The organism is Streptomyces sp. NPDC041122 (assembly GCF_055592445.1).
The window spans coordinates 125,767-140,393 of the sequence record NZ_JBVIYQ010000008.1; the positions used below are offsets into that span (position 1 = coordinate 125,767).

A 14,627-nucleotide genomic window follows, 5' to 3' on the forward strand; every position below is an offset into this window, starting at 1 on the left:
GACAGGGGTCAAGCCGGGGTGGAAGAGGGAGACTTGGCCCGACGATAGCGGCGATCCGGGCGGGCCGCTCCCCGGATCTTGACGCGTTCCCCCTCTCTGTCGGTTGACGTGCGTCACTCGGCTGCCCAGGATTCGACCTGTCCGGGATCTGACCGGTCGGTAACCTGGCAAGGCCCTGTCGAGGAGGACGAGCGCCATGGCGTACGACGCAGATGTGATCGTGATCGGAGCGGGGCTCGCCGGACTGGCGGCGACCGCGGAGCTCGTGGACGCGGGGCGCCGGGTCATCCTCGTCGACCAGGAGCCCGAGCAGTCGCTCGGCGGGCAGGCGCACTGGTCCTTCGGCGGCCTCTTCTTCGTCGACTCGCCGGAGCAGCGGCGGCTGCGGATCAAGGACTCGCACGCGCTCGCCCTGCAGGACTGGATGGGGACGGCCGGGTTCGACCGTCCGGAGGACCACTGGCCGCGCAAGTGGGCCGAGGCGTACGTCGACTTCGCCGCGGGCGAGAAGCGGTCCTGGCTGCACGGACAGGGCGTGCGCTTCTTCCCGGTGGTCGGCTGGGCCGAGCGCGGCGGCTACGACGCGCAGGGCCACGGCAACTCCGTGCCGCGCTTCCACATCACCTGGGGGACCGGGCCGGGGCTGCTCGCGCCGTTCGTGCGGCGGGTGCGCGCCGGGGCCGCCCGCGGGCTCGTCCAGTTCCGGTTCCGGCACCGCGTCACGGGGCTCGGGCGCAGCGCGGGCGACGTCGACACGGTCAGCGGCGAGATCCTGGAGCCGTCGTCCGTCGAGCGGGGCAGGGCCAGCAGCCGTGAGGTGACCGGGAGCTTCGCGTTCCGGGCACAGGCCGTGATCGTCACCTCGGGCGGCATCGGCGGCAACCACGACCTGGTCCGCGCGCACTGGCCCGAGCGGCTCGGCACCCCGCCGGAGAAGATGATCTCCGGGGTGCCCGCGCACGTCGACGGCAAGATGCTCGGCATCGCCGAGGAGGCCGGCGGCCGGCTCATCAACCGCGACCGGATGTGGCACTACACCGAGGGCATCGAGAACTGGAACCCCATCTGGGAGCGGCACGGCATCCGCATCCTGCCGGGCCCCTCGTCCCTGTGGCTGGACGCCCGCGGCGACCGGCTGCCCGTGCCGCTCTTCCCCGGCTTCGACACGCTCGGCACCCTCGACCACATCATGAGCACCGGGTACGACCACACGTGGTTCGTGCTCAACCAGCGCATCATCGGCAAGGAGTTCACCCTCAGCGGCTCCGAGCAGAACCCCGACCTGACGGGCAAGTCCGTGCGCGGCGTCATCGACCGGGCGCGCGCCGACGTGCCGGGGCCGGTCAAGGCGTTCATGGACCACGGCGTCGACTTCGTCGTCGAGAAGGACCTCGGCGCGCTGGCGCGCGGCATGAACGCGCTCACCAAGGAGCCGCTCATCGACGAGGCCGCGCTGCGCCGCACCCTCGCCGCCCGCGACCGCGAGATCGCCAACCCCTTCACCAAGGACCTCCAGGTCACGGCCATCCGCGGCGCCCGCAAGTTCCTCGGCGACCGGCTCATCCGCGCCGTCGCCCCGCACCGGATCCTCGACCCCGCGGCGGGCCCGCTGATCGCCGTGCGCCTGAACATCCTCACCCGCAAGACCCTCGGCGGCCTGGAGACGGACCTCTCCTCGCGCGTCCTGACCGAGGGCGGCGAGCCGTTGCGCGGGGTGTACGCGGCAGGCGAGGCCGCCGGGTTCGGCGGCGGCGGAGTGCACGGCTACCGCTCGCTGGAGGGCACCTTCCTCGGCGGCTGCCTCTTCTCCGGGCGCACGGCGGGCCGCGCCGCGGCCCGTGCGGTGAGCTGACCGGGAGGCGGCCGGGCGGGGCGAAGTCGGCGGATTGTGGGACGAGTTGGTGAAGGGGGTTGACGTGGGCCCGCCTTGACGTGGAGCAGTGACTACCGCTTTGCTGTGCGTGATCATCCGTACGCAAGCCGCGCCGGGGAGGACGTCCCGCGGTGTCACCACCCCCGCCCCCACTGGGGCGTTCCCGCAGAAAGGCCGCGGGGCACGCCTTCGACGCCGCACTCGACGACGTCGAACTCACCACCGCCCGCACGGCGTTGGCGCAGGGCCGCTGGACCGAGGTCCGCGCGCTGCTCGCCGCGACCGGCGACGACTGGGACCGCAGGGGCCACCGCTTCGACGTCCTCGCACAGGAGCCCACCACCACCGCGTGGGCCCGCGACTGGCGGCTCGCCGAACCCGAGAGCCACGACGCCGAGGTGCTGCTCGCCTTCGCCGCGGTGCACCGGGCGCTGCGCGGCAAGGAGCGTTCCGACCGGGCGCGGGAGCGGTGCCGGGCCGCCGCGACCCGTACGCCCGCCGATCCGACGCCCTGGCTCGCGCTGCTCGTCCTGGAGCGCTCGCTCGGCCGTGAGGAGGACGTCGTACGCCTCTTCGACGAGGTGCGGCACCGCCACCCCGAGCACCACCACGCCCACCATCTGATGGTGGCCAGGCTCGCCGAGCGGCGCCCCGGCGCGGGCCAGGACCCGCTGCACGAGGTGTACGACTTCGCCGCCTGGGCCGCCGAACAGGCCGCCGCCGACTCGCCGCTCGCGGTCCTGCCGGTCGTCGCGCACGCCGAGCGCTACCGCGTCCTGGCCGCCGCAGGCCTGGAGGCCGCCGACCCCGTCGCGTCCGGGCACTGGGCCGGCCGGCGCGCCCGCGGCGTCATGAAGGGTGCCTTCGACTGGTGGCTGGAGCGGCGGACGCCCGAAGCTCCAAGTCACCCCCGCTGCCTCGTCGACCTCAACTTCCTCGCGCACGCCAAGTCCGCCGAGGGCAGGGCCGCCGAGGCCGCCGCGCTCTTCCACCGCATCGGACGGCACGCGACCCCGGCCCCCTGGTCGTATCCGGACCGGGACCCCTACGCGGCGTTCCGCGCCGCCCGGGCCACCGCGTTCGGCGCCGCCTGACCCTCCGCCCCCGACCCCCGATCAGCACCCCGAAAGGACGACCGCGCCATGGCGACGGGAAGTTCGAGCCCGAGCGGCACCAGAACATCCGGCGAACCGACGGGTGACACCGGGATCAGCACGTACAAGGGACAGGAGCGGGCGCTGCGCGCGGGCCGGCTCGGCACGGCGGGCCTGCTGCTCTCCGTGCTCGCCGCGACCGGCCCGCTGATGGTCGTCGCCGGCGTCATGCCCACCACCTTCGGCGTGATGGGCGTCGTCGGACAGCCCCTGCTCTTCCTCATCCTCGGCGTCGTCCTCGCGCTCTTCAGCTTCGGGTACGCCGAGATGAGCCGGCACGTGCACAACGCCGGCGCCTTCTACGCGTACATATCGCGCGGCCTCGGCGGCACCGCGGGCGCGGGCGCCGCCGTGGTCGCGCTCGTGGCCTACAGCGTCCTGCAGGCCGGCCTGTACGGCATGCTCGGCTTCGAGGTCTCCGGGCTCCTGCGGACGTACGCCGACGTCGAGGTCGCCTGGTGGCTCCCGGCCCTGTGCGCCGTCGCCGTCGTCGCGGTCCTCGCCTGGCTGAAGATCGACCTCAACGCGCGCGTGCTCGGCGTGCTGCTCCTGATCGAGGTGGCGCTCGTCGTCGTCTTCGACATCGCGGCCGTCGTCGACCCGGCCAAGGAGGGCCTGTCGCTGCACGCGTTCAACCCGGACACGCTCACCGGCGCGGGCGTCGCCACCTCGCTGTGCTTCTGCATCGCCGCCTTCACCGGCTTCGAGCAGGCCCCCGTGTACGCGGAGGAGACCAGCCGCCCGCAGGTCGTGGTCGCCCGCGTGATGTTCTTCGCGGTGGGCTTCGTCGCCGTCTTCTTCGCGCTCAGCTCCTGGGCGCTCACGGTCGCGGCGGGCCCCTCCGGCATCGTCCCCGCGGCGCGCGAACAGAGCGCGGGGCTGCTCTTCGGGCTCACCGAGTCACGGCTCGGCGGGACCTTCACCGACGTGCTGCACGTCCTCTTCGTGACCGGCATGTTCGCGGCGATCCTCAGCTTCCACAACGTGGTCGCGCGGTACGCGTTCGCGATGGGGCGCGAGAGGCTGCTGCCCGCCGCGTTCGGCCGCACCAACACCTCCACCGGCGCGCCCGGCACCGGCTCGCTGCTCCAGACCGTCGTCTCGGTGGTCGTCGTCGTGGCCTTCGCGGTCACCGACGACGGCGCGGCGGGTGACCCGACGGCGCCCGTCCTGCACCTGTTCACCTGGGGCGGCAACATCGGGGCGCTCGGCGTGATCCTGCTGATGGCCACCGCGTCGGTCGCCGTGATCGTCTTCTTCGCCCGGCGCGGTGCCGCGCGTGCCCAGGTCTGGCGGATCACCGCCTCCGCGCTCGCCACGGCCGGTCTGCTGGTCATCGCGGGCTACACGGTCAAGGACTTCGACGTCCTCGTCGGCGCGGGGGAGGGCTCCACGCTCAGCTGGGTGCTGCCCGGCGTGATCTTCGCCGCCGCGGTCGTGGGTGTGGTGTACGGGCGGGTGCTGCGCTCCCGGGACCCCGAGGCGCATGCGCGGATCGGTCTGGGCAACGAGGCGTTCCAGCTGGAGAAGGCGTCGTCGTCGCCGGGGGCGTGACCGTCGCCGGGGGCGTGACCGTGTACGGGGCTCGGTCCGTCACCGGCTTCGCCGAGTTCGTCCTCGAGCGCCGGACGGGCTGAATCGTTCGCCGTGGCCGGGTGGGTGACATGCCGCTGCCGTGGCCGCACTGGCTCACCAGTGCGGCCACGGCAGGCTCGTCGACAGCTAGACGATCAATGACAGCAGCAGCACCAGCGCTCCCGCCACCACCGAGATGATCGTCTCCATCACCGACCAGGTCTTGATCGTCTGGCCGACGTCCAGGCCGAAGTACTCCTTCACCAGCCAGAAGCCCGCGTCGTTGACGTGGGAGAAGAAGAGCGAACCTGCACCGATCGCGAGCACGAGCAGCGCCGTGTGCGCGGTCGACATGTCGGCGGCGAGCGGGGCCACCAGACCGGCCGCGGAGATCGTCGCGACCGTCGCCGAACCCGTCGCGAGCCGGATGGCCACCGCGATCAGCCAGGCCAGGAGCAGCGCCGGGATCGACCAGTCCTTGGAGACGTCCAGGATCATCTGGCCCACGCCGATGTCGATGAGCGTCTGCTTGAAGCCGCCGCCCGCGCCCACGATCATCAGCACGCCCGCGATCGGGGCGAGCGACTTCTCGACGGTGGTGGAGAGGCGGCCCTTGGTGAAGCCGGCCGCCCGGCCCAGCGTGAACATGGCCACGAGCACCGCCGCGAGCAGGGCGATCAGCGGTGAGCCGATGACGTCGAAGACCCGCTGCACGGTGGTCCCGGGGTCGTCGACCACGATGTCCACCAGCGCCTTGGCCAGCATCAGGACCACGGGGAGGAGCACGGTGGCCACCGTCGCGCCGAAGCCGGGGCGCTTCTCCAGGTCCTCGGACGGGCGCTGCGGGATCATCTTCTCGGGGGCCGGGACGTCCACCCAGCGCGCCGCGACCTTGGAGAACAACGGCCCGGCGACGATCACCGTGGGGATGGCGACGAGCACGCCGAAGGCGAGCGTCACACCGAGGTTGGCCTTGACCGCGTCGATGGCGACGAGCGGGCCGGGGTGCGGCGGGATGAGCCCGTGCATCACGGAGAGACCGGCGAGCGCCGGGATGCCGATCCGCATCAGCGAGTAGTTGCCGCGCCGCGCGACCATCAGGACGACCGGGATCAGCAGCACGATGCCGACCTCGAAGAAGAGCGGCAGGCCGATCACCGAGGCGATCAGCACCATCGCCCAGGGCATCGCACGCCCGCCCGCCTTGGCGAGGATCGTGTCGACGATCTGGTCGGCGCCGCCGGAGTCCGCGAGCAGCTTGCCGAGGATCGCGCCGAGCGCGATGAGCACGCCGACGCCCGCGACGGTGTCGCCGAGCCCGCCGGTGAAGCTGGTGATGGTCTTGTCGAGCGGCGCGCCCGCGAAGGCCCCGAGCGCCAGCGACCCGACGGTCAGCGCGAGGAACGCGTGCATCTTGAACTTGGTGATGAGCAGGACGATGACGGCGATGCCCGCGAGGACGGCGATCCCCAGCTGGGCGTGGCCCGCGGAGGTGATCGGCTCGACGGGGTCCGCCGCCAGCATCTCGACGCTGAGATGGGTCACGGTGCTTTCCTTGGACGTGGGCCCCGACAGGGGCGCGGGGAACTGCGCGACCAGCCACAGACGGCCCGCAGGTAACTGGTTACTGGCGCGAGCGCTCAGCCAAGACGACCGAGCGCCTCGACGGCCCGGTCGGCGATCTCCTCGGGGGACCCGGCGACATCGACGCCGACGCCTGCCTCGTCCGCCCCGAGAGGCTCCAACGTGGCGAACTGGGAGTCGAGCAGCGCCGCAGGCATGAAGTGCCCCTGCCGGTGCGACATCCGGTCCTCGATGAGAGCCCGGTCACCGGTGAGGTGGACGAAGACGACGCCGGGCGCGGCCGCCCGCAGCCGGTCGCGGTAGGCGCGCTTGAGCGCGGAGCTGCTGACCACGCCGCCGAGCCCGGCCCGGCCGTGCGCCCAGGCGCCGATCGCGTCGAGCCAGGGCCACCGGTCGTCGTCGGTGAGCGGTGTACCGGACGACATCTTCCGGATGTTCTCCGGCGGGTGGAAGTCGTCGCCCTCGGCGTAGGGCACGCCGAGCCGGTCCGCGAGCAGGGGGCCGATCGTGGTCTTGCCGGTTCCTGCCACGCCCATGACTACGACGACGTGGGGGGTGCGCCGTTCCTGCATCGCGTCCTGCCTCGCTGTCTTCATCGACATCGGTCGGTTGTTCACGTCACTGAAACTCATTAGGTCCGACAAATTCAAGAGGCTGTGACGTAAAAGTCTGACTTATTGTTCGGGTCTCGGGCCTCGTAGGCTTTCGCCATGACCGAACCGGCCCGGGGGCTGCACTCCCGCGTACTGGAAAGCCTCGGGCCCGCCATCACGGCCGGCGAGTACCCGCCGGGCAGTGTGCTGCGCACCGACGAGCTGGCCCAGCGCCTGGAGGTGTCCCGCTCCGTGATGCGCGAGGCGGTGCGGGTCCTGGAGTCCATGCACCTGGTCGCCTCCCGCCGCCGGGTGGGCGTCACCGTGCGGCCCGCCGAGGAGTGGAACGTCTACGACCCGCAGGTCATCCGCTGGCGCCTGGCCGGTGCCGACCGGCCCCGGCAACTGCGCTCGCTGACCGTGCTGCGCTCCGCCGTCGAACCGGTGGCCGCGGGGCTCGCCGCCCGCCACGCCACCGCCGCCCAGTGCGCGGAGCTCACCGAGTGCGCCCTTGGCATGGTCGCCCACTCGCGCGGCCACCAGCTGGAGGGCTATCTGAAGCACGACGTCGCCTTCCACCGGGTGATCCTCAACGCCTCCGGCAACGAGATGTTCGCCCGGCTCGGGGACGTGGTCGCCGAGGTCCTGACCGGCCGTACCGCCCACCAGGTCATGTTCGAGGACCCCGACCCGCCCGCCGTCACCCTGCACGTCAAGGTCGCGGAGGCGGTCAGGGAGGGCGACGCCGTCCGCGCGGAGGCGCTGACCCGCCAGATCGCGCTGGGCGCCCTGGAGGAGCTGGACATCCTGGCCCCCTGAGGGGCCCGCGCGGACTCCGCCGCGGCGCTCCGGCGCGGGGCCCCGGCACCCGGCCCCGCGCACGCCGCCGTCCGCCGGTCGGCGACAATGGCGCCATGTCCCGACGCGCCACCCGCCCCGCCGCCACGCCCTGCCCCTGCGGGCACCCCCTGCCGTACGAGAAGTGCTGCGGCCGGCTGCACCGGGGCGAGGCCGCCGCGACCACCCCCGAGGAGCTGATGCGCTCCCGCTACAGCGCCTTCGCCGTACAGGACGAGGGCTACCTGCTGCGCACCTGGCACCCCCGGACCCGGCCGCCCCGCGTCGAGTTCGACCCGGCGATGCGCTGGACCGGCCTGGAGATCCGGGCGACCTCCGAGGGCACCGCCTTCCACACCACCGGCACGGTCACCTTCCGGGCCCGCTACACCGACGGCGGCCGCCCCGACGCCCTGCACGAGAAGAGCCGCTTCGAACGGCTCGACGGCGCATGGGTGTACGTCGACGGCGCCTTCATCGAGTAGGCGTTCGGCGCCCCCTGCGCCCCGGACCGGCACGTCCGCGGCCCGCGCGGCGCCCACCCGTCGGGACCCGGCCACCGCGCGCCCCGCTCGCGTGGGGCTGCTGGGGAGAGTGCTCGCACACGGGGTGTGAACCGCCCGCCGCACGACGGCCCCCGTACACCCTTGACCGCCGCCCACGGGCCCAAACTCCCTGCCCCGCCCGCCTGTTCGAAGCCCGGCACCTGCCGCGCACATAGGCGGGAACCGTCGCTGTGGGCCGCCGGTGCCGCCAGTAGCGTCTGCCTGCCCCCCTGTCCCGTACGCACTCCCGCAAGCAGCCGTGCGAAGGAAGAGGCGCCCGATGGCCGACACCGGACAGCACCAGCAGAGTTACGAGCGCTACCTGGGCGGCAGTCCGGAAGTGGAGCGCCGGCTGTTCCAGCGCCTGGCCGTGGAACTGATGAAGGTGCAGGAGAAGAACCGCCGGGCGGCCAAGGGGGCCGGGATCGAACGCGCCCTGCACGCCAAGGCCGCCCTCGGCGTGGAGAACGCCCGCCTGCGCTTCCACGACGACCTCCCCGAGGCCCTGCGCTGCGGCTTCGCCCGGCCCGGCGCGGCCTACCCGGCGACCGTGCGGCTCTCCGGCGCGAGCGGCATCCGGCAGGCCGACGGCGCCCCCGACCTGCGCGGCATCGCCGTGCGCGTGGCGGTCACCGCAGACGAGAGCCACGACCTGCTGGCCACCAACTTCCCGGTCTCGCACGCCCGCGACGCACGCGAGTTCGTCGCCTTCGCCCGCGCCATGGCGGGCGCCACCACCCGGCGGCAGAAGGCCGTCGGCCTCTTCGTCAGACTCCCGCTCGCCGTCGGCCCCAGCACGGCCACCCGGATGCGGCGCAACGTCCGGGCCGCCACCCGGCACACCGTCGACAGCCTCGCGGCCGAGACCTACTGGTCCCGCAGCGCCATCCTGTGGGGTCCCGCGGGGCCGGTGCGCTATCTGCTGCGCCCCGCGGCCGGCACCGGCGGCGCGCGCACCACCGGCGGCCACCGCGACCCCCAGTACCTGCGCAGGGAACTGGAGACGCGGCTCGCCCGGCGCGACATCGTCTTCGACCTGTGCGTCCAGCGGTACGTCGACGAACGCCGCACCCCCGTCGAGGACGGCGCGGCGGCCTGGCCGGAGAACGTCGCGCCCGCCGTGCCCGTCGCCACCCTCACCGTCCCCGGCCAGGACCTCGACACCGCACAGGCGCGCGCCGCCGCGGGCCGCGTCGAGGCCACCGGCTTCAACCCCTGGTACACCACCGACGACTTCCGCCCGCTCGGCAACCTCAACCGGGCCCGCAAGTCGGCCTACGAGGCCAGCGCCGCACACCGCCACGGACTGCGCTTCGTCACCCGGGAACCACTGCGCAACAAGGCGCTCGGCGCGCCCGTCGCCGCCGCGTTCCGGCTCCTCAACCGCCAGGTGCCCTGGCACAAGCTGCCGTTGGACGCGAGCCTGCTCAACCTCGTCCTCCTGCGCAGGGCGCTGCGCCGCTCCAACCTCATCGACACCGACGTGCACGAGGCGCCCCCACGGGTCACGCCCGCGCCGGCCCCGGTCGACGAACGGCTGCGCACCGTCCGCTCCTACGACGGCACGTACAACGACCTCTCCGAGCCCACCATGGGCGCCGCCGGCGCGCCCTTCGGGCGCAACCTCGCCCCGGTCTACCGCCCCGACCTCTTCGACGTGCCGAACCCGGTCACGGTCAGCCGCCAACTGCTGCAGCGGGACACCTTCCTGCCCGCGACCTCGCTCAACGTACTGGCCGCCGCCTGGATCCAGTTCCAGGTCCACGACTGGGTCAACCACCGGCGCCACCAGCCGGGCGGCAAGTCCGTCGAGGTGCCGCTGCCACCCGGCACCGTCTGGCGCAACACCCCCGGAGGGCCCGCCGAGAAGGTGATGCGCTTCGCGGAGAACGAGGGCATCGACCTGCCCGGCGACCGGCCGCCGATCCTCTTCGCCAACACCGCGTCCCACTGGTGGGACGGCTCCGAGGTGTACGGCGAGAACGAGCAGACCGCCAAGTACCTGCGCGAGCCCGGCGGGGGAGCCGAACTCCGCCTGGACGAGGGGCACTTGCCCAGGGGTGCGGGCGGCATCCCGCTGACCGGCTTCGCGGAGAGCTGGTGGATGGGGCTCAGCGCCATGCACACCCTCTTCGCCCGCGAGCACAACGCGGTCTGCGACGCGCTGCGGCACGCCTACCCCTCGATGGGCGAGGAGAGCGTGTACCACACGGCGCGCCTCGTCGTCTCGGCCCTCATCGCCAAGATCCACACGGTGGAGTGGACCCCGGCGATCCTCGCCACCGAGGCCATCGGCCTGGGCCTGCACACCAACTGGGACGGCCCGCCCGACAAGTGGCTGCAGAAGCTCGGCCTGTGGCTGCTCGAATCCCACTCGCTGACCGGCATCCCGAAAACGCTGCCCGACCACCACGGCGCCCCGTACTCCCTGACGGAGGACTTCGTCACCGTCTACCGCATGCATCCGCTGATCCCCGACGACTTCGAGCTGCGCGAGCACCACTTCGGGCAGCGCCTGGAGACGCTCGGCTTCCGCGACATCCAGGGCGCCGCCGCCGAGGCGGCCATCCGTAAGACGGGCCTCGCCGACACGCTCTACTCCTTCGGCATCTCCCACCCCGGCGCGATCACCCTGCACAACTTCCCGCGCGCACTCCAGCAGTTCGAGCGCGACGGCGAGATCATCGACCTTTCCGTCGTCGACCTGGTCCGCACCCGCAGGCGCGGTGTGCCCCGCTACAACGACTTCCGCGCGGGCCTGCACAAGCAGCGCATCCGCCGCTTCGAGGACCTGTCCGAGGACCCCGCGACCCTCGCCCGGCTCAAGGACGTCTACCGGTCCGTCGACGAGATCGACACCGTGGTCGGCCTGTTCGCCGAGAACCCGCCGCACGGCTTCGGCTTCAGCGACACCGCGTTCCGCGTCTTCATCCTGATGGCCACCCGGCGGCTGCAGAGCGACCGCTTCCTGACCGTCGACTTCCGCCCCGAGATCTACACCCCGCTCGGCATCGACTGGGTCCAGAAGGGCGGCATGAACTCCGTCCTGCTGCGGCACTGCCCGGAGCTCGCGGGTCTCCTCCCGCGCGGCGCCAGCGCCTTCGCGCCGTGGCGGCAGGTGCGGCCGGTGCGCGACGGGGGCGCACGTGCCGACGGCTGAGGGGGATGGCCACGCCGATGGCGATGGCGATGGCGATGGCGATGGCGATGGCGATGGCGATGTCGGCGTCGGCGGCCGAGCGGGCTCTACGGGTGCTACGGGCTCTACGGGGCCCACCGGTCCCACCGGCTCAGGCACCTCTGGCCTCACCGACCCCGGCCACCCGGGCCTCGCGGACCTCTTCGCCCGGCCCCTCCTGGAGACGGTCTGGCGCCGCCGCACCCACCGGGTGAGCCGTGGCGCCACCGTCCCCGCGGGCTCGATGAGTTACAGCTCGCCGCACCAGCCGCTCCCGTTGAGCGAGCTGGAGGAGGCGGTCCTGATCGCGTTGACCGGGTGCACCGGCCTCACCATGCCGGACCGGCCCTTCGACGACCCGCGCGACGGCAAGCCGATCATGGCCAAGCCCAACATGACCATGGCGGGCCGTACGGCGGGCAGCCCCGACAACGCGCAGGGCACCCACTTCTTCCTGATCAACGACTCGGGGACGTACTTCCTGCGCAGGCTGCCCCCGGCCCCCACCACCCCGCTCGACGCGACGAGCCTCGTCGAGCGGGCGCGACAGGCGAAGGTCCGCGTCCTGGACCACCGTCTGGACGTCGCCGAGGGGCTGCGCGACTTCCCGGCCTATCTGGACTCCAACCGCTTCCTGTCCAACCTGCCGGGCACCACGGTCCTCTTCCCGGTGGTCGACCTCTCCCACCAGTACATCAACGCCCTGATGTATCTGCTCACCCAGCCCGACGCGGCCCGCCCCACCCTGGTCGACGACCGGAACTTCTTCCGCCTGGCCGGCGTGAGGAAGTGGGTCGCGAACGGTTTCCTCAACGGCGGCCTGAAACTGCCGCTGGGCGCGCTCGGCCCGCTCCGCACCCAGATCGAGGCGGACCTGCTCCTGCAGAACCTGATGCTCAGCGCCGAGGCGATGGGCCTCGGCGCGTGGATCCACGCCTCCGTCAACCCCCAGATCGCCCTGGGCGACCCGAAGTTCTCCCGCACCTACGGCAGAATGCTCGGCTTCTCCTTCGTCACCCCGCGCTGGCGGCTGCCGGACGTGTGGCGCTGGCACGTCCCGCTGCCGGGGTACGCGGCCCTGCGCTCCCACCCCGTCGGCCTGACCTCGCCGGAGGGCGAACCGCTCATTGAGGCGGCGTGCCCGCCCGCGCACCGCACCATGGGGGCGGCGGTCGACGCGGTGGTCCGCGCCAAGTTCGGCCCCGGCGGCGTCTACGCCGACCAGGACGTCTTCGCCCGCATCTACCAAGAGGGCTACGGGCAGCGGTACTTGGCGGAGGCAAGCGAATACGAGGAGCGGGTCGTCGCCTGTACGCGGGACATCTGCACGTACATCCACGACACGCACCGCAGGTTCCCCGCGCACACGGACGCGATCCATGTGCCCGGCGTGTGGCTCCAGGTCCACCACGTGGAGGAGGAGTACTACGAGAAGTTCTTCCGGGACGGGCTGACGGACGTCCACCGGGGTCATGCAGATCTATGGGACGGCTGACGACTGGGCCCCGGCCCGATCCTGACGGAGTGTTCGCCCCCGCCACGGGGCTCTGCCCCGGACCCCGCTCCTCAAACGCCGGAGGGGCTGAACTCCAGCCGGGCGCGGCCCCGGCCCCTGGCCCTGCTCTGCCCCGGCCCCCGCTCCTCGAACGCCGGAGGGGCTGGTCCTCAGCCGCGGCTCCGGTCCGTGCTCCGGGCTGTCGTGGCCCGCGCGCGCAGCGCTCCGCCCTTACGCCAGCGGCGGCACCACGCACTCGATCAGGAACGGTCCCGGCTCCGCCAGCCCCCGTTTAAGTGCCGCCGCGAACTCCTCCGCCGTCGCCGTCCGTTCCCCCGGCACCCCCATCCCGCGCGCCAGCGCCACGAAGTCCAGCGGCGGGCCCGACAGGTCGAGGAGGCGCCGCGCCCGCTCGCCGCCCGCGCCCACCGCCCCGAGCTCCAGGTTGAGGATCGCGTACGAACGGTTGGCGAAGACGACCGTCGTGACGTCGAGGCCCTCCCTGGCCTGCGTCCACAGCGCCTGCAGCGTGTACATCGAGGCCCCGTCCCCGACCAGCGCCAGGACCGGGCGGCCGGGGCAGGCCACCCCCGCCCCCACCGCGAGCGGCAGTCCCTGCCCCATCGCGCCGCCGGTGAGCGTCAGCCAGTCGTGCGGCGGCGCGCCCGCGGTCGCGCCGGGCAGCCACAGCCCGGCGGTGTTGGCCTCGTCCACCACCACCGCGCCCTCCGGCAGCAGCGCCCCGATCACGGCCGCCGCCGACTCGGCCGTCAGCTCGCCGAGCGGCAGCGCGGGCCGGTCCGCCTCCTGCCGCACCGGCTTCGTGCCACCCGGCCCGACCACCTCGGCGAGCCCTTCGAGGGCCGCCGTCACGTCCTCCGCGCCGGCCGCCAGCGTGTGCACCGTGCACCCCTCGGGGACCAGGGCCCCGCTGCGCCCGGGGTGGGCGAAGAACGCGACCGGCGACGCCGCGCCGGCCAGCACGAGGTGCCGTACGCCCGCGAGTTGGCCCGCCGCACCCGGCGCGAGATAGGCGAGCCGCTCCACGGCGGGCCGCCCCGCGCCCCGCTCGAGTCGGGCGGGGAAGGTCTCGCACAGCAGCTTCGCGCCGGTCGCCCCGGCGATCCGCCCCGCCGCCACGAGCCCGGCCCCGCGGACCGCCTCCCCGCCGAGCAGCAGGGCGACGTCCGCGCCCGAGCGCAGCGCGGCGGCCGCCCCGGTGACGGCGTCCACGGATACCAGACCGCGGCGCGCGGGCCCGGGCGGCGCGGCGGGCGGCGGCTCGCCCGTCTCGGACCACGACACGTCGGCGGGCACCACCAGCGTCGCGACGGCGCCGGGCGGCCCGGTCGCGGCGGCGACGGCGGCCGAGACGTCCCCGGCGAGCTCGGTGGCGTAGTACGTACGCCGCGTCCAGGCCGACACGGTGCGGGCGAGCGCCCCGATGTCGGACTCCAGGGGCGCGTCGAGCCGCTTGTGGTCCAGGGCGTGGTCGCCGACGACGTTGATGAGGGGCGTCGCGGCCCGCCGCGCGTTGTGCAGGTTCGGCAGGCCGCCCGCGAGGCCGGGTCCGAGGTGCAGCAGGGTGCACGCGGGGCGCCCCGTCATCCGCCCGTACCCGTCCGCGGCCCCCGTGGCGACCCCCTCGAAGAGGCAGAGCACGGGCCGCAGTCCGGGCGTCTCGTCGAGCGCGGCCACGAAGTGCATCTCGGAGGTGCCGGGGTTGGCGAAGCAGGCCCGGACACCCCCGTCCACGAGGCCGTCGATCAGGATCTGCGCTCCGTTCGGCATGG

10 protein-coding genes are annotated in these 14,627 nt (G+C 73.3%); 7 read left to right on the forward strand and 3 right to left on the reverse strand.

What is annotated here, in order from left to right; all coding sequences use genetic code 11:
- Positions 1 to 196: 196 nt before the first annotated feature.
- The 3 genes from ACZ6B8_RS27265 (at position 197) to ACZ6B8_RS27275 (ending at position 4,581) form a co-directional block, all read left to right on the forward strand.
- A complete protein-coding gene (locus ACZ6B8_RS27265) occupies positions 197 to 1,852 on the forward strand; it encodes an FAD-binding dehydrogenase (protein WP_471080365.1) in 1,656 nt (551 codons plus the stop codon).
- A gap of 152 nt (positions 1,853 to 2,004) precedes the next feature.
- A complete protein-coding gene (locus ACZ6B8_RS27270) occupies positions 2,005 to 2,967 on the forward strand; it encodes a hypothetical protein (protein ID WP_471608996.1) in 963 nt (320 codons plus the stop codon).
- Between the two features lie 48 nt (positions 2,968 to 3,015).
- Positions 3,016 to 4,581, forward strand: coding sequence for an APC family permease (locus tag ACZ6B8_RS27275; protein ID WP_471080371.1), 1,566 nt, complete (start codon positions 3,016 to 3,018; stop codon positions 4,579 to 4,581).
- Positions 4,582 to 4,749: 168 nt separating this feature from the next.
- Here the strand turns inward: ACZ6B8_RS27275 and ACZ6B8_RS27280 are convergent, their stop codons facing one another.
- Together ACZ6B8_RS27280 and ACZ6B8_RS27285 are read right to left on the reverse strand one after the other, a co-directional pair.
- The gene (locus ACZ6B8_RS27280) at positions 4,750 to 6,147 is read right to left on the reverse strand and encodes a GntT/GntP/DsdX family permease (RefSeq protein ID WP_471608997.1); all 1,398 of its coding nucleotides are present in this window, start codon (positions 6,145 to 6,147) and stop codon (positions 4,750 to 4,752) included.
- Between the two features lie 95 nt (positions 6,148 to 6,242).
- Positions 6,243 to 6,758: a gluconokinase gene (locus ACZ6B8_RS27285; RefSeq protein WP_471609167.1), complete on the reverse strand. Its 516-nt coding sequence runs from the start codon at positions 6,756 to 6,758 to the stop codon at positions 6,243 to 6,245.
- A gap of 138 nt (positions 6,759 to 6,896) precedes the next feature.
- Here ACZ6B8_RS27285 and ACZ6B8_RS27290 point away from each other — a divergent pair, with 138 nt between their 5' ends.
- From ACZ6B8_RS27290 to ACZ6B8_RS27305, 4 genes are all read left to right on the forward strand, one after another.
- Positions 6,897 to 7,598 (forward strand): FadR/GntR family transcriptional regulator, encoded by a 702-nt coding sequence (locus ACZ6B8_RS27290; RefSeq protein WP_471080377.1) that lies wholly within the window; start codon positions 6,897 to 6,899, stop codon positions 7,596 to 7,598.
- A gap of 95 nt (positions 7,599 to 7,693) precedes the next feature.
- The gene (locus tag ACZ6B8_RS27295) at positions 7,694 to 8,101 is read left to right on the forward strand and encodes a YchJ family protein (protein WP_471080380.1); all 408 of its coding nucleotides are present in this window, start codon (positions 7,694 to 7,696) and stop codon (positions 8,099 to 8,101) included.
- A gap of 340 nt (positions 8,102 to 8,441) precedes the next feature.
- Entirely contained in the window at positions 8,442 to 11,321 is a 2,880-nt protein-coding gene (locus ACZ6B8_RS27300) for a peroxidase family protein (RefSeq protein WP_471608998.1), read from the forward strand.
- 262 nt (positions 11,322 to 11,583) lie between these two features.
- On the forward strand, positions 11,584 to 12,834 hold the full coding sequence (locus tag ACZ6B8_RS27305) for a hypothetical protein (protein ID WP_471608999.1): 1,251 nt from the start codon (positions 11,584 to 11,586) through the stop codon (positions 12,832 to 12,834).
- A gap of 231 nt (positions 12,835 to 13,065) precedes the next feature.
- Here the strand turns inward: ACZ6B8_RS27305 and ACZ6B8_RS27310 are convergent, their stop codons facing one another.
- Positions 13,066 to 14,625, reverse strand: coding sequence for an acetolactate synthase large subunit (locus ACZ6B8_RS27310; protein WP_471609000.1), 1,560 nt, complete (start codon positions 14,623 to 14,625; stop codon positions 13,066 to 13,068).
- Between the last annotated feature and the right edge of the window lie 2 nt (positions 14,626 to 14,627).

Coding starts and splice junctions, on each gene's coding strand:
- ACZ6B8_RS27310 (WP_471609000.1), bottom strand. CDS start 14,625: ATGCCGAACGGAGCGCAGATCCTGATCGACGGCCTCGTGGACGGGGGT.
- ACZ6B8_RS27290 (WP_471080377.1), top strand. CDS start 6,897: ATGACCGAACCGGCCCGGGGGCTGCACTCCCGCGTACTGGAAAGCCTC.
- ACZ6B8_RS27275 (WP_471080371.1), top strand. CDS start 3,016: ATGGCGACGGGAAGTTCGAGCCCGAGCGGCACCAGAACATCCGGCGAA.
- ACZ6B8_RS27295 (WP_471080380.1), top strand. CDS start 7,694: ATGTCCCGACGCGCCACCCGCCCCGCCGCCACGCCCTGCCCCTGCGGG.
- ACZ6B8_RS27300 (WP_471608998.1), top strand. CDS start 8,442: ATGGCCGACACCGGACAGCACCAGCAGAGTTACGAGCGCTACCTGGGC.
- ACZ6B8_RS27285 (WP_471609167.1), bottom strand. CDS start 6,758: ATGCAGGAACGGCGCACCCCCCACGTCGTCGTAGTCATGGGCGTGGCA.
- ACZ6B8_RS27265 (WP_471080365.1), top strand. CDS start 197: ATGGCGTACGACGCAGATGTGATCGTGATCGGAGCGGGGCTCGCCGGA.
- ACZ6B8_RS27305 (WP_471608999.1), top strand. CDS start 11,584: ATGAGTTACAGCTCGCCGCACCAGCCGCTCCCGTTGAGCGAGCTGGAG.